The sequence below is a fragment of the Streptomyces sp. NPDC026377 genome, from assembly GCF_055567715.1.
On the sequence record NZ_JBVHPV010000005.1, the window covers coordinates 288,685 to 308,607 of the forward strand.

The window sequence follows — 19,923 nt, forward strand, 5'->3', positions numbered from 1 at the left end:
CGGGGCCCGGCGGGAGGGGACACGCGTGGGGCGCGTGGGGCAGTATGGCCCCCGATATGACCCCGATACACCGAGGAATCGTTCACGTCTGCGCCTGGTCGCTGGCCACCGGCGCGGCGGTCACGCTCTCCTGGTGGGGCGTGCACACGGTGATGGCCGGGACGGCTTACGACCCGCCGCGCGCGGTCCCGCTCACCGGCGACGGGCACACCGCCCAGGGGGTGCGGCCGCTCGCCTCCTCGACGCGGCGGCCGAAGGGCTCGCCGTCACCGTCCAGCCCGTCCGGTACGCCCTCGGCCTCGGCGGACCAGAAGCCGAGCCGCTCCCCCGCCGCCCCGCCACCACCCAAGTCGCCCTCCGGCTACCCGTCCTCGGGCTCTGCCGGTCCTTCTGGTTCCTCCGGTTCCTCCGGGAATGTGAAGGGCTACAACGTCGACGGTGGCCGGGTCGTCTTCGACATCGGCACCACCGCGGCGGAGCTGGTGACGGCGACGCCGGACTCGGGGTGGCGGATGCAGGTGTGGAAGCAGCCCACGTGGATCCGGGTGACGTTCAGCAAGGGCACGCGCGAGGTGTCGGTCTTCTGCACCTGGTACAACCACGCGCCGACCGTGGAGCTGGACGACCGCGGCTGAGGACGCGCGTCGGCAAGCCCGCGTGTTCGCACATTTCCGCCTGTTCGTACTTTCCCGCCTGTTCGCGCATTCCCGCCGGTTCCCGGGCCTCCGCGTCCCCGGATCTCCATGCTCCTAGCGGAACACCGCGGGCGGCGGTACGGGAGAGGGCTTGGCGGTCGCGTCCGTCACCGGGACCGCCCCGCCGGTGAAGTCGGCGAGCGTACGCCCGTGTTCGACGCGTCCGGGGTGCGGGTCACCCGCGATGCGGCGGGTGAACTCGGCGACCGGCAGCGACACGTCCGAGGCGAGCAGGACCGCGTTGCCGAACCGCTTGCCGCGCAGCACGGTCGGGTCGGCGGCGAGCGCCAGCTCGGGGAAGAGCCCCGCGGCGGTGGCTATCTGGCCGCGCAGATGCGCCAGCGGGGGGCCGTCGGCGAGGTTCGCCGCGTAGATCCCGCCGGGCCGCAGCACCCGGCGCACCTCGCCTAGGAACTCGGTGCTGGTCAGATGGGCGGGGGTGCGGGCGCCGCTGAAGACGTCGGCGACGACCAGGTCGGCCCAGCCGTCCGGGAGCTTGGCGAGCCCCTCGCGCGCGTCCAGGGAGCGCACCCGTATCCGGGCCTGCGGATCGAGCGGCAGCTCACGGCGGACCAGTGCCACGAGCGCCGCGTCGATCTCCACGACCTGCTGGGTGGAGCGGGGCCGGGTGGCGGCCGTGTAGCGCGCGAGGGTGAGGGCGCCGCCGCCCAGGTGCAGCACCTGGAGGGGGCGGCCCGGCTCGCCGGCCAGGTCGATGACGTGGCCCAGGCGGCGCTGGTACTCGAAGGTGAGCCGCTCCGGCGCGTCCAGGTCGACGTGGGACTGGGGGGCGCCGTCGAGCAGCAGGGTCCAGCCGCGCGGGCTGTCCCGGTCCGGTATCAGCTCGGCGAGGCCGCCGTCGACCGGCTCCACGACGGCCTGCGGGGCGGCCGGGCGGCCGCGCCGCCCGCCCTGCGCGGCCTTCGCCCCGCCCTTCGCCGTGTTCTTCGTACCGCTTCGTGCCGCCATCCGACCATTATCGGCCGCCGGCCTCGGTGATGCCGTCCGCGGCCTCGATGAGCCGGGCGGCCTCGCCCAGCGCGAGGCGCAGCACGGCCGGGTCGGTGACCGTGACCGCGTCCGGCGGCAGCAGCCAGCCGCCGCCGGAGACCGGCGGATCGGCCAGGCCGGGCAGGCGCAGGCCGCGTCCGTTCGTCTCGGTGCAGGCGCTGCCCGGCACGTCCCAGGCGGCGGCGGTGCCGGGCGGCACCAGGAAGCCCAGGGTGTCGCAGGCGCCGTCGTGGAGCACCGGGCCGACGGCCGTGGGGGCGACCCCGCGGCGCAGGATGTCCACCGCCTCCAGGCCCTGCCGGGCGGGGACGGTGACCAGGTCGCAGGGTTCCTCGCCGCCCGGCGGTCCACCGGCGTCCCGGGTGGGCCGGTGCCGCACGGTCGTCGTGGTCGTCCCGGTGCCATTGATGTCCATGCCGGCCTCCAACAAGGCAACCCCCACGTGGTTTCTGCGGGTTGGCGGTATCCGCATGGTTCAACGCCGGACCCTGTCAACGGCTACGGCGGTATGCCGCCGCAAAGGATGGCAGTTCATAGCAGATCGCAGGTGAGATATCCCTTTTGTAGCCAAACTTCGCTTCTGGAAGCCGATGTTGCCGGTACGTTCTTCCTCCGCACCACCACGCCAGAGAGAGCTGTTGAGCCATGGCGACGTCCACGGATCCCCGCGCCGGAGCGAACTCCGCCGCACGACCCCCCGAACGCCCTCCCGCCAAGGGCCCCAACACCGCGTTCCGCGAACTGCGGGGGCAGCACTCGCCCGGCGAGTTCGCGGCGGCGGTCCGCAGAGCGGCCCGCGAGATCGGCGAGCAGGTCGCCTGTGACGCGCGGTACGTCGGACGGGTGGAGGCCGGTGAGATCCGTTGCCCCAACTACGCCTACGAACGCGTGTTCCGCCATATGTTCCCGGGTTTGACGTTGGCCGACATGGGGTTCTCGTCGCGTGAGGCGGTACGGGGCCGGGGGGCGCGTGCGGGGTGCGGTGCGACCCCGCCGCGCCCGGCGCCCCAGGAACACCCCGCGCCCCCCTGCGGCACCATCGACCACGAGGAAGACCGTAATGACGAGGAGAGCGACGTGCTGCGTCGCGCGTTCATGACCGGCGGCTCCGCCACCCTGGCGGCCGTCTCCCTGGGGCTGCTGCCCGAGCACGCGGCCGCCGCGCCCCTGAACCCTGTCGAGCCGCCGGTACGGCGGGTCGGCGAGGCCGAGGTCGGCGCGGTCGAGGAGGCGGTGCGGCGGATCCGGCTGCTCGACGACCGGCACGGCGCGAACGGGCTCTACCGCAGGGCCGCCCAGCCGCTGCGCACGGCGTACGCGCTGCTCGACGCGGGCACCGCGCGCCGCTCCACCGCCGACCGGCTGCACGCGGGCGCGGGCGAGCTCGCCATCTCGGTGGGGTGGCTCGCCCATGACTCGGGTCACTACGAGGAGGCCCGCTCGCACTACGCGGAGGCGCTGGCGACCGCCCGGCTGGCGGCCGACCCGGCCCTGGAGGCGCACGCCTTCTGCAACATGTCGTTCCTGGCCAGGGACGCGGGACGGCCGCGCGAGGCGCTGCGGGCCGCGCAGGCGGGCGGGCGGGCGGCCCGCCGGCTCGGCTCTCCCCGGCTGCTCGCGCTGCTCGCGCTGCGGGAGGCGGGCGGCTGGGCCGGGCTCGGGGACCGGGGGGCGTGCGAGCAGTCGCTCGCCCGGGCGCACTCGCTGTTCGCGCGCGGGGCGTCCGAGCGGGACCCGGAGTGGATGACGTTCTTCGTGGAGGCGGAGCTGGAGATGCTGGAGGCGCAGTGCTGGTCGGCGCTGGGCGACTGGTCGCGCGCGGCCCGCCACGCCCGCCGGGCGGCCGGCCTCCAGGACCCGCACTTCGCCCGCAACCTGGCCCTGTACCGGGCGGAACTCGCCGACGACCTGGCGCGCGCGGGTTCCCCCACGGAGTCGGCGGCGGCGGGCCACCAGGTCCTGGACCTGCTCACCGAGGTCCAGTCCACCCGGATCCAGGCCATGCTCGCGGACACGGCCCGCATCCTGGCGCCGCATGCGGGGTGCCCGGAGGTGGGGGGGTTCTTGGAGCGGAGGGCGGCGGGGTAGGTGCGGCGCCTGCGGGCGGGTGTGGGGCGCTCGCGCAGTTCCCCGCGCCCCTCGGGGGGCAGTTCTTCAGGGGCGCGGGGGAACCGCGCGGTCAGCCGTCCCCCGGGGCGCGGACGAAGGTGTAGCCGCTGGGGCGCCGCCCCTGCCCCTGGCAGGGTTACGGGAAGGGGCGGGGCGGGGAAAAATCAGACCTCCAAGTGCCCCGTATCGTTCCACCGCTCCACCGCCGGCTCCCCATACGCCCATCCCAGCACCGACAGCGACGTCGGATCCAGCTTGATCCGCGCAGCGAAGGCGATCGGCTCGCCCAGCCAGCGCGCCGCGATCGACCGCAGGATGTGCCCGTGCGCGAACACCAGCACGTCCCGCGCACCCGACCGCGCCCACGCCACGACCTCGTCCGCCCGTTCCGACACCTGGGCCAGCGTCTCCCCGCCCTCGACCCCGTCGCGCCAGATGAACCAGTCGGGCCGGCCCGCCTTGATCTGGGCCGGGGTGAGCCCCTCGTACGTCCCGTAGTCGAACTCCATCAGCGCGTCCCAGTCACGCGCGCGCTCCCCGAACCCGGCCAGATCGCACGTCTCCCGCGCGCGCACCAACGGGCTCGTACGCACCTCGACGTCCGCCAGGCCGTCCCAGGGCGCGCGGTGCAGGCGCTCGCCGAGCAGCTTCGCGCCCCGGCGGCCCTCCTCAAGGAGGGGGATGTCCGTACGGCCGGTGTGCTTGCCCGCGAGCGACCACTCGGTCTGCCCGTGCCGGGCGAGCAGGATGCGCGGTTCGGCGGCTGGCATGTCAGGTCACTCCCGTGGCGCGTGCAGAATGCCGAGGGTTCGGCGGAGGTTCGCCTCCATCATCGCGCACCCTTGCGGCCCTCCCCCGCGTCCTTCGGGGGTGGGTGCACAAGCGCACCCGCGACCACCGTACGGTTGAACACCTGAACGGGGCCCGAAGAGGCCCTGAAGAAGAGATGGAGAGGGTCCGGAGATGCAGCACCCCGCGCCTCGGCCCCGCTGGTGGACCGAGCTGCCGCTCATCGCCATCGTCTACGCCGCCTACTCGGCGGGCCGCCTCCTGGTGAGCGGCAGCGAGTCGCAGGCCGTGGACCACGGCCTGGCGATCCTGCGCATCGAGAAGTACCTGCACCTGAACGCCGAGCACCCGCTCAACCGGCTGTTCACCCGCACCCCCTCCCTCGGGATACCCGCCGACTTCGCCTACGCGTCGCTGCACTACCTGGTGACGCCCGCGATCCTGGTGTGGCTCTTCCGGCGCCGGCCGGTGCAGTACCGCGCCGCCCGCACCTGGCTGATGCTCTCCACCCTCATGGGCCTGATCGGCTTCTCGCTGCTGCCCACCTGCCCGCCGCGCCTGCTCGACCCCTCGTACGGGTTCGTGGACACGATGGCGCAGTACAGCTCGTACGGCTGGTGGGGCGGTGAGGCCAGTGCGCCGCGCGGCATGGGCGGCATGACCAACCAGTACGCGGCGATGCCGAGCCTCCACGTGGGCTGGGCGCTGTGGTGCGGGGTGATGCTGTGGCGGTTCGGCGGCCGGCGCTGGACCCGGGTGCTGGGAGTCGCGTACCCGCTGACCATCACGTTCGTGGTGATGGGCACCGCCAACCACTATCTGCTCGACGCGGTCGCCGGGGCGGCCGTGATGGGGCTCGGACTGCTGCTCTCGCGGCCCGCGATGCGGCTCGCGAACGCGGTGCGCGCCCGTGTCGCACCCGGCTCGTTCGCCGCACCGGCCCCGATTGTCAGTGCCGGATGCAAGACTTCCGCGGGTGAGCGAATCCCAGGGCAGCGCACGTCCGACGACTCCACCGCGGGAGCGGGCGACAGCCATTCGTCAGCGGCTCGCTGAGCTGCGCGGTCCCACCGCTGTGCCACGCCCGCTGGACGCCCGGGCGCTGGCGGCCCTCGCCGCCAACCCGGGCTGCCGCCGCCGCGCCCTGCTCGACGGGGCGGGCGTCGACAAGGGCGCGCTGGCCGAGGCGCTGGGTTCCCCGTCGGCGGCGTTCGGCCAGTCCCAGTTCGCCATCGCGCGCGGCAACACCTTCGAGGCCCGCGTGAAGTCCGACGGCGGTACGGAACTGCTGCGCCTGCTGCACGAGCGCACCGGCGGCGAGCCGCCGAAGGACGCGGCCGTCCCCGACCTGGCGGCGGCCGGTCCCGAGGGCAGGGCCGCCCGCACCGCGCTCGCGCTGCGCGAGGCGACGGTGTCCGGCGGGTGGACGCTCCTGGACCATCCGATGCTCGCCCTGGAGGTGGCGGGCTCCCCCGCCTATCTGGAGCCGGACGCGGTGGTGATCGCCCCGGACGGCCGGTGGACGGTCGTGGAGATCAAGTCCTTCCCGATGATCGACGCGGCGGCCGACCCGTCCAAGGTGGGCGCCGCGGCCCGCCAGGCGGCGGTGTACGTGCTGGCACTTGAGCGGGTGGCGGGGCTGGTGGGAGGCTCGCAGGACCCAGCCTCCCCGGCCCCCGCCGTCGCCCACTCGGTGCTGCTCGTCTGCCCCAAGGACTTCTCCAACCTGCCGACCGCCTCCCTGGTGGACGTGCGCAAGCAGCTCTCGGTGACCCGGCGCCAGCTGGCCCGGCTCACCCGGATCGAGGAGATCGCCGACGCGCTCCCGCCGGGCGCCAGCTTCGCGCTCGACCGGCCTGCGCCCGAGCTGACGGACACGGTCGAGTCCGTCCCCGCGGCCTACGCGCCGGAGTGCCTGGCCGCCTGCGAGCTGGCCTTCCACTGCCGCGACGGGGCCCGCTCCAGGGACGCGGTGACGGCGCTCGGCCGTGGTCTTCGGGCCGAGCTGGGCGGGCTGACCAGCGTCGGCGCGGTCCTGGACGCGGCGCGCGGCCACGCGGGCGACGCGGCCGACCCGGCGGTGGCCGCGCTGCGCAGGGCGGCCGCCCTGCGCGCGGAGGCCCTGGCAGGCGCGGCCACGGGAGGCGCCGGATGTCACTGATCGCCACTCTCGCCCGGCTGGAGGCCGTCGAGGCAGGACGGGCCGCCCCGCTGGCCACCGTGCGCCACCGGCACCTGTCGGAACATCCGCTCGTACTCGTCCCGCTGACCACCTCCGGAGAGGCCGGGGCCCCGCTCGGGGCGCTGGTGGGGACCGACCGCGAGGCGCCCCGCCTGCTCGTCGTGCCGCAGCCGCGCGACCGCGAGCTGCGGTTCGCCTTCCTCGCCGAGCTCGCCGACGCCGTACTGCCGCACCTGGACGCGTACGCGGACGAGGTGGAGGCCGCCGAGCGCAACGAGACCGATCCGGAGACCGGCAAGAAGGTCAAGGTCGAGGTCGAGCTGTGTGCCGACGCGCCGCAGCTGGTGGTGCCGGGCCGGGCCGCGATCGACTTCGTCCGGCTGCTGGGCCGTTCCATGCGCTTTCGCCGGACCGCCGAGCAGGACCCGGACACCCCGCACCCCGCGCCGCCGCGCGTCCCGCTGCTCGGCCGCTGGCTGACGCACTACGGCGAGCGCGCCCGCGTCCCCGGGGCCGCGCTGCTCCTCGCCGCCACCGACCTGCTCTCCCGGCACTGGGCGACGGGCCAGTCCAGCCTGGAGGACCAGCACCTGGGGGCGCTGCTCGCCTGGATCGACCCGCCCGAGGGCGCCACCGGCGCGGAGGCGGCCCTGCGCGCCGAGCTCGCCCGGGACGGCGACGGCCAGTTGCTGTGCCCGCCGGCCGGCCCCGCCACCGACCCGGCCTTCGACAACAAGCTGCTCGCCCCGGCGATCGACCGCTACGACCGTGCCCGCCAGGCGCTGTCCTCGGCCCAGGACGGCGAGGCGGCCGACGCGCGCCTGGCGGAGCTGTCCCGGGCCGAGCGGGAGATCCGCCGGCTGGTCGGGGGCCAGCTGCGGCCCACCTGGGACGCGGTGTGGCGCTCCCTGGACCTGCTGCGGGAGCTGCCCGAGGCGCCGCGCGCGGCGGACCGCTGGACCCGGGACCGCTGGTCGTTCACCGCCCACCGGGACCGGGTGCGGGCCGGTGAGCCGCCGCAGCCGCGCCGCGACGACGCGGTGACGGCGGCGGCCAAGCTCGCCTCGCGCGAGAGCGCCCAGGCGCAGCTGGAGGCGCAGGAGGCGCTGGACGACCCGCTGGTGATGGCGGGGCGGCGGCTGGCGGGCGAGGCGTTCGCGGGCGAGGTCGTCGACGTGGTGATGGCCTGGTCGGAGTCGAAGCGGCCGAGCCCGCGCCCGCTGGTGACCGTGCGCACCGACGACGCGCCGCATCTGGCCGAGCGGGCGAAGGTGTTCCGTTCGCTGGAGGGCAAGCCCCAGTCGGCGGAGTTCGTGGGGTACGAGAGGGACGGCTCGCTCGTGCTGCGCCTGCTCGACAAGATGGGCCGCAGCAAGGACCCCGCGCCCGGCTCGGTGCCCGAGAAGGGCGACCGGGTGTGCTGGACGCTCTTCGAGCACGACCAGCGCGGCGGCCCCAAGCTGCCGGACCCGGAGGCCACCCCGTGGACCCACGGCGGCCCGCCGGGCACGGACGCGGAACACCCCGACCCCCTCACCCCGGAGGACCTGCTGTGATCCGTGCCGAGCGCGGCTTCGACCCGGGTGCGGCGGCGGCCGAGGCGACCGGGAGGATCCTCCACGACACCCTGCACGCCGAGGCGCGCGGCGTCGTCGTGGACTCGCCGCCGGGCGCCGGGAAGTCGACGCTGGTGGTGCGCGCGGCGCTGGAGCTGGCCGCCGCCGGACGCCCGCTGATGGTGGTGGCGCAGACCAACGCCCAGGTCGACGACCTCGTCCTGCGCCTCGCCGAGCAGGAGCCGGAGCTGCCGGTGGGCCGACTGCACAGCAGCGACGCCGACCCGTACGACAAGGCCCTGGACGACCTCGCGCACGTACGCAAGTCGTCGAAGGCCGCCGATCTGGCGGGGCTGGACATCGTGCTGTCGACGGCCGCGAAGTGGGCGCACGTCAAGGACGTCGAGCCGTGGGCGCACGCGATCGTGGACGAGGCGTACCAGATGCGCTCGGACGCGCTGCTCGCCGTCGCCGGGCTGTTCGAGCGGGCGCTGTTCGTGGGCGACCCCGGCCAGCTGGACCCGTTCGCGATCGCGGACTCCGAGCAGTGGGCCGGGCTCTCCTACGACCCGTCGGCGAGCGCGGTGACGACGCTGCTCGCCCACAACCCCGAGCTGCCGCAGCACCGGCTGCCGGTCTCCTGGCGGCTGCCCGCGTCGGCGGCGCCGCTGGTCTCCGACGCGTTCTACCCGTACACGCCGTTCCGCAGCGGTACGGGCCACGGCGACCGGCGGCTCTCCTTCGGCGTCCCCTCCGACGGCTCGGCGCCGGACCGGGCGCTGGACGAGGCGGCCGAGTCGGGCTGGGCCCTGCTGGAGCTGCCCGCCCGCCACACCCCGCGCACCGACCCGGAGGCGGTACGGGCGGTGGCCCAGGTGGTGCGCAGGCTGCTCGACCGGGGCGGCGCGGCGACCAGCGAGCGCTCCCCGGACCCGGTGCCGCTGACCGCCGCCCGGGTCGCCGTCGGCACGGCTCACCGCGACCAGGCGGCGGCGGTGCGGGCCGCGCTCGCGGAGCTGGGGGTGAGCGGGGTCGCGGTGGACACGGCCAACCGGCTCCAGGGCCGCGAGTTCGACGTGACGGTCGTCCTGCACCCGCTGTCGGGGCGCCCGGACGCGACGGCGTTCCACCTGGAGACGGGCCGCCTGTGCGTCCTGGCCTCCCGCCACCGGCACGCGTGCGTGGTGGTGTGCCGGGCGGGCGTGACGGACCTGCTGGACGAGCACCCCTCGACCGAGCCGGTGCAGCTGGGGGTCACGGTGAAGTTCCCGGACGGGTGGGAGGCGAACCACGCGGTCCTGACGCATCTGGCGGAGCACCGGGTGCGGTGGCGGCCGTAGGGGGCGCGCGGGCGGCGTGAGGCCCCCTTGCGGGGCGCGGGACAATGGAGGGTGGCCCGGGGCGAACTCCGGGCCGCTGAACTGCGGCAGGAGGAGAGCTGATGGCGGAGCCCGAGCGGAAAGAGCAGCGGCTGAGGCCGGCGCCGTTGCTGTTCGAGCCGGCCGAGGCCGTCGCCGACCCGGAGCACTTCTTCGCCCTGGAGTCGATCGAGGACCCCCGGGAGCTGCTGTCGCGCTCCACGGAGCTGGCGCTGGCGTTTCGCGCGGCGGCGGACCGGGCGGTGGAGTTCCAGGCGATCGCGGCGGCCCAGCTGGCGGATCCCCGCCGCTTCGACCGCCTCACACCGGCGGACATCGCCGAGCGGGCGCAGTGGACTGAGGATTACGCGAAGAAGATGGTGGAGTTCGGGCGGGGGTTGGGGCAGGGGCCGGGGTAGGTGCCCGGGGTTTGTCTGCGGGACGGTGGTGGGGCGCTCGCGCAGTTCCCCGCGCCCCTGGGGGCGTGGGGGGAACCTGGCTCGGCCACAGTCCCCGGGGCCGGGCCGGCTCGGTGTCTGTCCGCAGGCCGGTGAGGGCTGGTCGCGCAGTTCCCCGCGCCCCCCCTGGGTGGTCCCCCGCCGCCGGAGAACTCAGCTCAGCCATAGCTCCCAGAGCCGCAGGGAACTGCACGGGGTAACCCACGACAACCTCAGGGGCGCGGGGAACTGCGCGACCAGCCCACCACGACCCGCGGACGAACCAGCGTGCCCAGGGTCACAGGGACAGGGACCCAGACCCGCACCCCCCACCCCCCAGGGGCGCGGGGAACTGCGCGAGCAACCCACCACGGTTCACAGACGAAGCCCGGCACCCCAGGGGCGCGGGGGAACCGCGGGCGAGCGGCCCACCACCTGCCCCGGACGTTCCGCCCGCACACAGCCGTCCCGCCCGGCATATGCCAAAGGCCCGCAAGATACTCCTCCCCTCCCCACCCCGTCCCGGTTTCCGGTAATCCCCCGGGACGCGGGCGCGGGGGCCCGTACACCTGGTTCGTATGAGCATCGTGCAGCGCGACGAGAGACTGCTTCCCCGGGGCCGGGCCGGGCGGGTCGGGCCGGAGGGGGCCGCCTGGCTGGCGTCGGCGGGACCGTATCCGCGCAGCACCCTCGCGCTGTGGGAGGACCGCCCGGACGCCCCCGTCGTGCTCCCGTGCGGCTCGGTCTTCGACGTGGTCGGCGTGCCCGCCGTCTTCGGGCGCCGGATGCTCGACCGGCTGTGGGGCGAGGGCGCCGGCTCCGGGCCGGTCGCCCTGCACCGGGGCAGGATGCTGCTCTTCGCCACCCCCGGCACCGCCCACCGCCTGCCCGCCCTGCTCGGCTGGGAGGAGTGGGCCGAGGTCCCGCCGCTGCTCTGCCACGGCACGGGCGACGCGGTCACCGTGCCCGGCCTCGGCCGCCCCGGCGGCCCCGAGCACCCCGTGCACCCCGCCGCCGCCCGCTGGCTGGCTGCCCCGGACACCCGCCACCCCTGGCTCCCGGGCCCCGACGTCCTGCTGTGGGCCTGCGTCCGGGCCGCCCGCGACGCCGCCCCCGCCGACCGGCGCTTATCGATTTTTCCTCCCGCCGATCAGGGTGCTAAGGTCTACGACGTCAGCAGGCGCCGCTAGCTCAGTTGGTTAGAGCAGCTGACTCTTAATCAGCGGGTCCGGGGTTCGAGTCCCTGGCGGCGCACAGACGGAAGAGGCCCCTCGCGCGAGCGGGGGGCCTCTTCGTGTGCCCTGAGGGGGTCCGCGCCTACGGCGTGACCTTCACTGTCCACCCCCCCGACCGCGTCCGCCCCGTCGCCTCGATCCGGATCCCCTCCCCCGGCACGGTGAACGTCTCGCCCGCGTTCAGCGGCGCGTCCGCCAGCGCCGGGTACACCGAGCGCTCCCAGCACGCCCCCGTGGCGGGGTGCGTGTCGAGGACCTCGACCGGCCCGGTGCCCGAGGCCGTCTCGCTGCGGATCCGGTAGATGAGCAGCCCCGATGTACAGGTCGTACGGTCGTTGCCCGCCGAGTCCCGAGCCTCGATGGCGACCGCGCTGTCCCGGGAGGTCCGTACGACCGCGAGCCGGACGCCGCCGTGGCCGACCCGCGCGGGCGACTCCGAGAGCGGCGCCAGGGTCAGACGCGAGGACCCGCGCGTCGCCACGCACGCCACCTGGCGCCGGTCCAGCCACCCCAGCTTCCACTTCTGCCAGCCGAACAGATCCGGCGCCATCCCGAACTGGCTGCCCATCACGTCCCAGTCGCCGACGTAGGTGTCCCAGTCGCCCTTGCCGTCCACCGGGCGGTGGTAGAGGTCGGGCAGGTCGAAGACGTGACCGGTCTCGTGCGCGAGTACGTTGCGGTCCGGCGGGTGCTGTTCGAAGACCGTGACGACCCGCTTGAGGTCCGTGCCGTCGACCCGCAGCGGCTGGTCGAAGTTGACGACCTTGGTGGCGTCGGAGTCGACGCCCGGCGCGTCCGGGTCCGCGACCAGGTAGACGATGTCGTACGCGGAGAAGTCCACGGCCGGGTCGGCGGCCGCGACGGCGTCGCGCAGGTACTCGGTGCGCCGGTCCGGGTCCCAGTCGCGCTCTATCCGGTAGGCGGAGGACGGCTTCGGCATGCGCACCCACTCCGGGCGCGCGTCCGCCTGGAGCCGGAACTTCCCGTACGAGGCGCGGGCGAAGAAGTCGCTGGTCGCGGGGAAGTAATCGGTGGCGATGTCCTTCGGGGCGGCCACCGGCACCGAGTCCGGGAAGGAGAGGAAGACCATCACCGCCCTGAGCGTGCGCACCGGGCGCGGATAGGCGGTGTTCCAGGTGTCCACTCCGAGCGAGTGGTGGGCCGCGGTGCGGGGCAGGGCGCACGGCATCGCGGATGTGGCGGCCACGGCGGGGCCCGCCACGAGAGTGGTGGCGGCGACCGCCGTCAGGGAGGTGAGCGCGGCCGCGGCGCTGCGCAGCCGGGCACGCTCCACTCCCCCGGGTGTCAGCTGACGCTCCACGTCGACCTCCGGGTACGGAATGCGGGACACCTCACCCACCTTGTGGTGGTTTATGTAATTACGCCCTGTTCCGCTGCCCCAGGTGGGTGAGCAGCCCGACATCTGCCCGACACCCCGATGCCTTACAGAAAGTCACAATCGGTCACATGCGAATCGCCGCTGGCCAGGCGTGTGCAGAAACGATCGGCCTCGACTCTCGGGTGCGCATGATCACGGCCATGGAGCTGGATAGGCCATTGCGCCTGCCTCTATGATCGGCACACTTTCCTGCGTGGATTCAGCCCCGGGCGGCTGTCCTCCACCCGGCCGACGGCCCCGACCACATCTCTGTACGACTCGAATGCACAGCGGGAGCGAGCGGTGAGCGGAACCCCCGAAGGACCGGGAGCGGCACCCGGGACCATGCGGCCGCCGGTCACAGAGCGTCATCCAGAGGGGCCCACGGGGCCCATGGGGCGGCCGCCCGAACGTCACGCGGTCGGGCGCACCACGGCCGAGCCGCGCGACTACCGCGTGGCGTTCGACGCGGCCCATCTGGCGATGGCCGTCGTCGACCGGGACGGCACGGTGACCACCGTCAACCACGCGCTGGCCGAGCTCCTCGGCTCCCCGCCCGCCGAGCTGTGCGGCCAGGCCGCCTCCGACCTCGTCGACCTCGCCGCCGACGCCCGGACCTGGCACATCTACCAGGACGTGCTCCGGGGCAGCCGCTCCCGGTTCCGCTGCACCCGCCGCCTCAAGCACCCCGACGGGCACTCGCTGTGGGCCGAGGTCACCGTCTCGCCGATGCGCGACGGCACCGGCGCACTGCTCTCCATCACCGACATCAGCGACCGGCGCGAGCTCCAGGCGCGGCTGCGCCACCTCCAGATGCACGACCCGGTGACCCGGCTGCCCAACCGCACGCTCTTCTTCGAGCGGCTCGCGGGGGCGATGGAGGCGTCCACGTACGGACGCGGCGGCACCGGCCGGATCGGGATCTGCTACCTCGACCTCGACGGCTTCAAGGCCGTCAACGACACCCTCGGCCACCGCATCGGCGACCGGCTCCTTTCGGCGGTCGCGGCCCGCCTCACCCACTGCGCCGACCAGAGCGGCTACGCCCGCAGCGGCGGGCACCTGGTGGCGCGCCTGGGCGGCGACGAGTTCGCGGTCCTGGTCGAGGACTCGACGGGGACCGAGCAACTGGCGGACCTGGCGAAGTCCGTACTGGCCGTGCTCCAGCAGCCCTTCGACCTGGCCGGGCAGCGGCTGTCGGTCTCGGCGTCCATCGGCGTGGTGGAGCGAGCGGTCGCGGGGACCACGGCGACGGGGCTGATGCAGGACGCGGACACGACGCTGTACTGGGCCAAGGCCGACGGCAAGGCCCGCTGGACCCTCTTCGACCCCGAGCGCAACGCGCACCGGATGACCCGTCAGGCGCTCTCCTCCACGCTGCGCCCGGCCGTGGACCGGGGCGAGTTCGCGCTGGAGTACCAGCCGCTGGTGGGGATGGCCGACGGGGCCGTGGAGGGCGTCGAGGCGCTTGTCCGATGGAACCATCCGCAGTTCGGCACACTTGCGCCGAATCGGTTCATCGGAATTGCCGAAGAGGACGGCTCGATCGTCCAGCTCGGCCGCTGGGTCCTGCGGACGGCCTGCCGGCAGGCCCGCCGCTGGCAGATCGAGCACCCCGAGGTGCCGCCGATCTTCGTCAGCGTGAACGTGGCCGTACGCCAGGTCTGGGACTCCGACCTGGTCGCGGACGTGGCGGAGATCCTGGCGGAGACGGGTCTGGCGCCGCACCTGCTGCAACTGGAGCTCACCGAGTCCGCCGTGATGGGCTCGGCGGGCCGTCCCCTCCAGGCCCTCCAGGCCCTGTCCGACATGGGCGTACGGATCGCCATCGACGACTTCGGCACGGGCTACTCGAATTTGGCGTACCTCTCGCGCCTGCCGGTCTCGGTCCTGAAGCTGGACGGCTCGTTCGTACGGGGTTTCCAGTACGACGAGGGCGGCACGCACCCCAACCCCGCCGACGAGACGATCGTGGAGGCCCTGGTCCAACTGGCGCACCGGCTGGGCCTGAAGGTGACGGCGGAGTGCGTGGAGACGTCGCACCAGGCGGGGAGGCTGCGGCGGATCGGGTGCGATACGGGGCAGGGGTGGTTGTATTCGCGGGCTGTGGGGCCGGGGTTGATCGGGAGGATGTTGGCTGGGGGGTGTGGGGCGGGGGCGTAGGGAGGGGGTGGGGGTGGGCCCGGTGTTCGTCTGCCGGGGGCGGGGGCTGGTCGCGCAGTTCCCCGCGCCCCTTGGAGGGCCGGTGGTTGGGTGCTGGTGGGTGGTGGGTTGCTCGCGCCGTTCCCCGCGCCCCTTCAGGCGCCTGTGGGTTCCTCGGGAATTCAGCCCCTCCGGCGTTTGAGGAGCGGGGTCCGGGGCGGAGCCCCGAGCGGGGTGCAGGGGGCGCAGGCCACCGCTCACCCACCCACCCCGCGCCCACGCGGGGGGCCGGGGGCGGAGCCCCTGGGAGACGGTCTTTGCCCCTCCCACCCCCGGAGGGTCAGCGGGGTGGGGCCGGAGAAAGCCGCCCCACCCCCGGCACGGGGTGGGGCGGCTTCCCCCCGAAGGGGGCTCTCGGCTCACATCAGCATGCGCCCAGGTCCTGCCACACCCCCCACTCCCCGGTCGTCCCGGGCTCCTCCCCTTGCGTCCACCACTTGGCCTTCCAGGTGTGGCCCTTGTGGGAGACCTGCGTCCCGCCCGGGTACGTACCGCCCTTGTCCCAGGCCGCGGCCGTGCAGCCCGTCGTCGGCGGAGTGGTGGGAGGGGTCGTGGGGGGAGTCGTCGGCGGCGTGGTGGGAGGAGTCGTGGGCGGGGTCGTCGGGTCCGGCGTGGAGGACGGGGACGAGCCGACCGCCGTGGCGATCTGGTTCAGGAGCGTCGCCTTGTCGTCGAGCCCGAGGAGGGAGTACATCATCGCGCCCGCCAGGCCCCGGCTGTGCGCGTAGTCGGCTCGCGCCTGGACCGACTTCTGGTTCAGGCCGGTGAAGAACTCGCCGTCCTTGTAGAAGTAGGACGCCTTCGCCTGGTCGTCCCAGTACGTCGTCGCCGCGTTGTCGACGATCCCGCCGAGCTCCTTGTAGTGGGCGATGCCCGGCTGCTGGCTCAGCGGCCGTGCGCCCGAGGGGCCGGTCGCCGCCTGGGCGAGGCCGCCCGCGCTGCCCGCGGGGACGCCCTTCCAGCCTCGGTAGTAGAACTCGTATCCGAGGGTCAGCTTGTTCGCCGGGAACCCGCCCGCGATGCCGTACGCCGCGTTCCCGTCCAGCCAGGAGTCGACCGCGTTCGCGATCGAGTACTTCTGGGTGCCCGGCTTGATGACGTCGGTCGGGTCGTTCGCGCCCGAGTACAGCGGCGACTGGTGGTACGTCGGCCCGTCGCCGTCCCAGGCGCCGTGCATGTCGTACGTCATGACGTTGGCGTAGTCGAGGTACTGCCCGACCTTGTCGGTCTCGATGTTCTTGATCTTGTCCTGGCCGGCCGGCATCGCCGCCGTCAGCAGGTACTTCTTGCCGCCGTGCGCGGCCCCGTACGCGTCGAGCTGCTTGCGGAACTCGGCGAGCAGGAGCGTGAAGTTCTGCTTGTCCTCGGGGGCGTAGTGGTTGCCGAGGTGGCCGTCGGGCGAGCCGGGGTACTCCCAGTCGATGTCGATGCCGTCGAAGATCCCGGCGGCGGTCCCGGGGCCGCCGAAACCTCCGTCGACCGGCAGGTCGCCCTGGATGTACTGCTTGATGCAGGACGCCACCAGCTTCTTGCGGCTCGCGTCGGTCTTCGCCGCGTCCGAGAAGTACTTGGAGTAGCTCCAGCCGCCGATCGATATGTTGATCTTCAGCTTGGGGTACTTGGCCTTGAGCTGCTTGAACTGGTTGAAGACGCCGACAATGGGCTGGTTCCAGGTGTCGGCGGTCCCGCTGACGCTGTCGGCCGCGCCGAAGGACTTCTGGTAGTCGGCGTAGGAGTCGCCCGCGCCGTCCCCGGCGCTCGCGTTGTTGTCGTCGCCCGCCGCCTTGTTGGCCTCGAAACAGGTGAGGTCGGTGGGGTGGATGTTGGCGAACGAGTAGTTGATGACGTCCAGCTTGCCCGCGATGCCCCGGGTGTCGAGGTGCTTGGGGTAGAAGGCGTTCCCGTACACGCTCCACTGGTCGTAGTACGCGATCTTCACGCCTCCGGTGGACGCGGCGACGGTCTGGGCGTTCGCGGTGGAGGCGGCGCCGGCCGGGCCGAGGCCCGCGAAGGCGGCCAGCGCGCCGGCGGCGAGCGTCGCGGTCGTGAGGGCTGCGGCTAGAGGTCTGCGGACGGGCACGGTCGGCCTCCGGGGGGATGAGCGGAACGGCGGTTGGAGCAGTGATAGCGATCACGCCGGGGGTGAGTCAATGGTCTGAACCAAATTGAGGACTAGACCAATTTGAAGGCGAAACCGCTTGTCAGGGAGGTGAGCCCCACGCACGAACCGCCCGCCACCATCGGTGACGAGCGGTTTAAGGGTGCCTTATGGATCTTGGGTGGTCCGGTGGGCGGGCTGGACCACCGGCCGGGCGGAATCCAGGATTTACCGACGAGTGATCATCGCGCGGCCCTCCCGGCGGCCGCCGCGGGAGTCCCGGGGGCTACGCGGCGGGCGCCCCGTACGCGTCCGCGATCAGTTCGTACGAGCGCAGCCGCGCCTCGGGCCCGTGCGCGTTCGCCGTCAGCATCAGCTCGTCCGCGCCCGTGCGCTTCTGGAGCGCGTCAAGCCCCTCGCGCACCTCCTCGGCCGTCCCGGAGACCACGTTGGCGAGCCAGCCGTCGACGAACTCGCGCTCCAGCGCGGTGAAGGAGTGCGCCGCCGCCTCCTCGGGCGTCGGCACCAGACCCGGACGGCCGGTACGCAGCCGCACCATCGACAGGGCGTTGGTGAGCGTCTGGCGGCGCGCCTCCTCCTCGGTGTCGGCGGCCAGCGCGGAGACGCCGATCAGCGCGTACGGCGCGGCCAGCACCGCCGAGGGCCGGAACGACTCGCGGTAGAGGTCGAGCGCGGGCACGGTGTTCGCCGCCGAGAAGTGGTGCGCGAAGGCGAACGGCAGGCCCAGCGTCCCGGCGAGCCGGGCGCTGAAACCGGAGGAGCCGAGCAGCCAGATCGGCGGGCGGCCGGTGGGTCCCTGCACGGGGCCGGGCACCGCGTGGATACGGGCATACGGGTGCCCGTCGGGGAAGTCGTCGTCCAGGAACCGCGTCAGCTCGGCCAGTTGCCGCGGGAACTCGTCCGCGCCCTCGTTGAGCTGGTCCGTGCGGCGCAGGGCCGCCGCCGTCGCGCCGTCCGTGCCGGGCGCGCGCCCCAGGCCCAGGTCGATGCGCCCGGGGGCCAGCGCCTCCAGCGTGCCGAACTGCTCCGCGATCACCAGCGGCGCGTGGTTGGGCAGCATCACACCGCCCGAGCCGAGCCGGATGCGCTCGGTGTGGGCCGCGAGGTGGGCGAGGATGACGGCAGGGGACGAGGAGGCGACGCCGGGCATGGAGTGGTGCTCGGCGACCCAGTGGCGGGTGAAGCCGCGCCGCTCGGCGAGCCGGGCGATCTCCACACTGGTGCGCAGGGCCGTGCTCGCGGTGTAGCCGCTGCCGACGGTCACCAGGTCCAGCACGGACAGGGGCACGGGCGCGCCGGCGAACACCGTCCCTCGAATGTCGTCCACGTCCACCGGTCCGCTCCTCCAGTTCGTGCCGTACGGATACGCCGAAGCCAACAGGAGGCCGTCTCCGTTTATTCCCGCCCCCCGGGCGCCCGCCCGGCCGCTGTCGATCAGTGAACCGGGGTACGAACCCGGGCATGACCGAGCCGACGACAGGCCGCACCTCGCTCGCCGATCTGACCGCCCGTCAACTCCTCGCCGGATACGACCGGGGGGACTTCTCCCCGCTCGACGCGGTCCGCGACGTCCTGGAGCGGATCACCGCCGTACAGCCCCGGATCAACGCCTTCGTCCGGGTCGACGCCGAGGCGGCGCTGGCCCGGGCCGGGGAGTCCACCGCCCGTTGGCGCGCCGGGGAGCCCCTGGGACTGCTCGACGGGGTGCCGGTGTCCGTCAAGGACGCGCTCCCGGTGGCCGGCGGCCCGACCCTGCGCGGCTTACGCTCCCGGCGGGCCCCGGGCCCTGGGACGTGGACGCGTCCTGCGTGGCCCGGCTGCGCGAGCACGGGGCGGTGTTCGTGGGCAAGACCACGATGCCCGAGTTCGGGTGGAAGGCGGTCACCGACTCGGCGCTCTCGGGGACCACCCGCAACCCGCACGATCCCTCCCGGACGGCGGGCGGCTCCAGCGGAGGCAGCGCGGCGGCGGTCGCGGCCGGGGCGGCGCCGCTCTCGCTGGGCACCGACGGCGGCGGCTCGGTGCGCATCCCTGCCTCGTTCTGCGGGGTGGTCGGGCTGAAGCCCACGTACGGGCGGGTGCCGCTCTTCCCGCCGAGCCCCTTCGGTTCGCTCGCGCACATCGGGCCGCTGGCGCGCGACGCGGCCGACACGGCGCTGCTGCTCGACGTCATCAGCGGGGCCGACTGGCGCGACTGGGCGGCGGGCGAGGGCGCCCGGCCCGTCTCACCCGGCCTCGACGAGGGCGTGAAGGGCCTGCGCGTCGCGTATTCGCCGTCCTTGGGCGGCCAGGTGGCCGTGCGCCCCGAGGTCGCGGCGGCGGTACGGGCCGGGGTGACCCGGCTCGCCGGGCTCGGCGCCTATGTCGAGGAGGCCGACCCGGACTTCGCGGACCCGGTCGCCGCCTTCCACACCCTGTGGTTCACGGGCGCCGCGCGCGTGGTCGCCGGCGTCCCCTCCGGGAGGCGGGCGGCCCTGGAGCCGGGGCTGCGGGAGATCGCCGAACAGGGCGCGCGCCACAGCGCGCTCGACTATCTGGCCGCGCTCGACGTCCGCGCCGAGCTGGGCCACCGGATGGCGCGTTTCCATCGCACCTACGACCTGCTGGTCACCCCGACCCTGCCGATCACCGCGTTCGAGGCGGACGCGGAGGTGCCCGAGGGGTCCGGCCTGCGCCGCTGGACGGGCTGGACCCCGTTCACGTACCCCTTCAACCTGACCTGCCAGCCGGCGCTCACCGTCCCCGTCGGCACGGACGCGACGGGGCTGCCCATCGGCCTCCAGCTGGTCGCCGCACGCCACCGCGACGATCTGGTGCTGAGGGCGGCGCGCGCGCTGGAGAGCTGATCAGGA

General features: G+C 74.0%; 15 protein-coding genes, 1 tRNA gene and 1 pseudogene. 11 read left to right on the forward strand and 6 right to left on the reverse strand.

Going from position 1 to position 19,923, the window contains the following annotated elements:
* Positions 1-56 precede the first annotated feature (56 nt).
* The gene (locus ACZ4MU_RS13750) at positions 57-635 is read left to right on the forward strand and encodes a hypothetical protein (RefSeq protein ID WP_467875162.1); all 579 of its coding nucleotides are present in this window, start codon (positions 57-59) and stop codon (positions 633-635) included.
* A 114-nt stretch (positions 636-749) separates the two neighbouring features.
* Here ACZ4MU_RS13750 and ACZ4MU_RS13755 read toward each other — a convergent pair whose 3' ends face one another.
* Together ACZ4MU_RS13755 and ACZ4MU_RS13760 are read right to left on the reverse strand one after the other, a co-directional pair.
* Positions 750-1,664, reverse strand: coding sequence for a spermidine synthase (locus ACZ4MU_RS13755; RefSeq protein ID WP_467875165.1), 915 nt, complete (start codon positions 1,662-1,664; stop codon positions 750-752).
* A gap of 7 nt (positions 1,665-1,671) precedes the next feature.
* Complete coding sequence (locus tag ACZ4MU_RS13760) at positions 1,672-2,121, reverse strand: hypothetical protein (RefSeq protein WP_467875168.1); 450 nt, start codon at positions 2,119-2,121, stop codon at positions 1,672-1,674.
* Positions 2,122-2,351: 230 nt separating this feature from the next.
* On the opposite strand from ACZ4MU_RS13760, the gene ACZ4MU_RS13765 reads away from it, so the two are divergent.
* Positions 2,352-3,794, forward strand: a complete 1,443-nt coding sequence (locus ACZ4MU_RS13765) for a tetratricopeptide repeat protein (protein ID WP_467875171.1) — start codon at positions 2,352-2,354, stop codon at positions 3,792-3,794.
* Between the two features lie 185 nt (positions 3,795-3,979).
* On the opposite strand, the gene ACZ4MU_RS13770 is transcribed toward ACZ4MU_RS13765, so the two are convergent.
* Positions 3,980-4,585, reverse strand: coding sequence for a histidine phosphatase family protein (locus tag ACZ4MU_RS13770; protein ID WP_467875173.1), 606 nt, complete (start codon positions 4,583-4,585; stop codon positions 3,980-3,982).
* A gap of 193 nt (positions 4,586-4,778) precedes the next feature.
* On the opposite strand from ACZ4MU_RS13770, the gene ACZ4MU_RS13775 reads away from it, so the two are divergent.
* The 7 genes from ACZ4MU_RS13775 to ACZ4MU_RS13805 all read left to right on the forward strand — a co-directional run bounded on the left by ACZ4MU_RS13775 (position 4,779) and on the right by ACZ4MU_RS13805 (position 11,391).
* Positions 4,779-5,660, forward strand: a complete 882-nt coding sequence (locus tag ACZ4MU_RS13775) for a phosphatase PAP2 family protein (RefSeq protein ID WP_467875176.1) — start codon at positions 4,779-4,781, stop codon at positions 5,658-5,660.
* Positions 5,557-6,765, forward strand: a complete 1,209-nt coding sequence (locus ACZ4MU_RS13780; RefSeq protein ID WP_467875178.1) for a hypothetical protein — start codon at positions 5,557-5,559, stop codon at positions 6,763-6,765. Before ACZ4MU_RS13775 ends, ACZ4MU_RS13780 begins: the two co-directional genes overlap by 104 nt.
* Positions 6,756-8,342, forward strand: coding sequence for a hypothetical protein (locus ACZ4MU_RS13785; RefSeq protein ID WP_467875180.1), 1,587 nt, complete (start codon positions 6,756-6,758; stop codon positions 8,340-8,342). The genes ACZ4MU_RS13780 and ACZ4MU_RS13785 overlap by 10 nt, the downstream gene beginning before the upstream one ends.
* Positions 8,339-9,682 (forward strand): AAA domain-containing protein, encoded by a 1,344-nt coding sequence (locus ACZ4MU_RS13790; protein WP_467875183.1) that lies wholly within the window; start codon positions 8,339-8,341, stop codon positions 9,680-9,682. Before ACZ4MU_RS13785 ends, ACZ4MU_RS13790 begins: the two co-directional genes overlap by 4 nt.
* A gap of 101 nt (positions 9,683-9,783) precedes the next feature.
* Positions 9,784-10,119, forward strand: a complete 336-nt coding sequence (locus tag ACZ4MU_RS13795) for a hypothetical protein (RefSeq protein ID WP_467875185.1) — start codon at positions 9,784-9,786, stop codon at positions 10,117-10,119.
* Between the two features lie 596 nt (positions 10,120-10,715).
* On the forward strand, positions 10,716-11,327 hold the full coding sequence (locus ACZ4MU_RS13800; RefSeq protein WP_467875187.1) for a bifunctional DNA primase/polymerase: 612 nt from the start codon (positions 10,716-10,718) through the stop codon (positions 11,325-11,327).
* Positions 11,318-11,391: transfer RNA gene (locus ACZ4MU_RS13805), tRNA-Lys, on the forward strand. The genes ACZ4MU_RS13800 and ACZ4MU_RS13805 overlap by 10 nt, the downstream gene beginning before the upstream one ends.
* 63 nt (positions 11,392-11,454) lie before the next feature.
* Here ACZ4MU_RS13805 and ACZ4MU_RS13810 read toward each other — a convergent pair.
* A complete protein-coding gene (locus ACZ4MU_RS13810; RefSeq protein ID WP_467875536.1) occupies positions 11,455-12,693 on the reverse strand; it encodes a M6 family metalloprotease domain-containing protein in 1,239 nt (412 codons plus the stop codon).
* Between the two features lie 402 nt (positions 12,694-13,095).
* Between ACZ4MU_RS13810 and ACZ4MU_RS13815 the strand changes: the two genes are divergently transcribed.
* The gene (locus ACZ4MU_RS13815; protein ID WP_467875538.1) at positions 13,096-14,913 is read left to right on the forward strand and encodes a putative bifunctional diguanylate cyclase/phosphodiesterase; all 1,818 of its coding nucleotides are present in this window, start codon (positions 13,096-13,098) and stop codon (positions 14,911-14,913) included.
* 403 nt (positions 14,914-15,316) lie between these two features.
* On the opposite strand, the gene ACZ4MU_RS13820 is transcribed toward ACZ4MU_RS13815, so the two are convergent.
* Complete coding sequence (locus ACZ4MU_RS13820; protein ID WP_467875189.1) at positions 15,317-17,032, reverse strand: glycosyl hydrolase family 18 protein; 1,716 nt, start codon at positions 17,030-17,032, stop codon at positions 15,317-15,319.
* 304 nt (positions 17,033-17,336) lie between these two features.
* Positions 17,337-18,404, reverse strand: a complete 1,068-nt coding sequence (locus tag ACZ4MU_RS13825; protein ID WP_467875192.1) for an LLM class flavin-dependent oxidoreductase — start codon at positions 18,402-18,404, stop codon at positions 17,337-17,339.
* A gap of 128 nt (positions 18,405-18,532) precedes the next feature.
* Here ACZ4MU_RS13825 and ACZ4MU_RS13830 point away from each other — a divergent pair.
* Positions 18,533-19,917: pseudogene (locus ACZ4MU_RS13830) on the forward strand (amidase).
* Positions 19,918-19,923 lie beyond the last annotated feature (6 nt).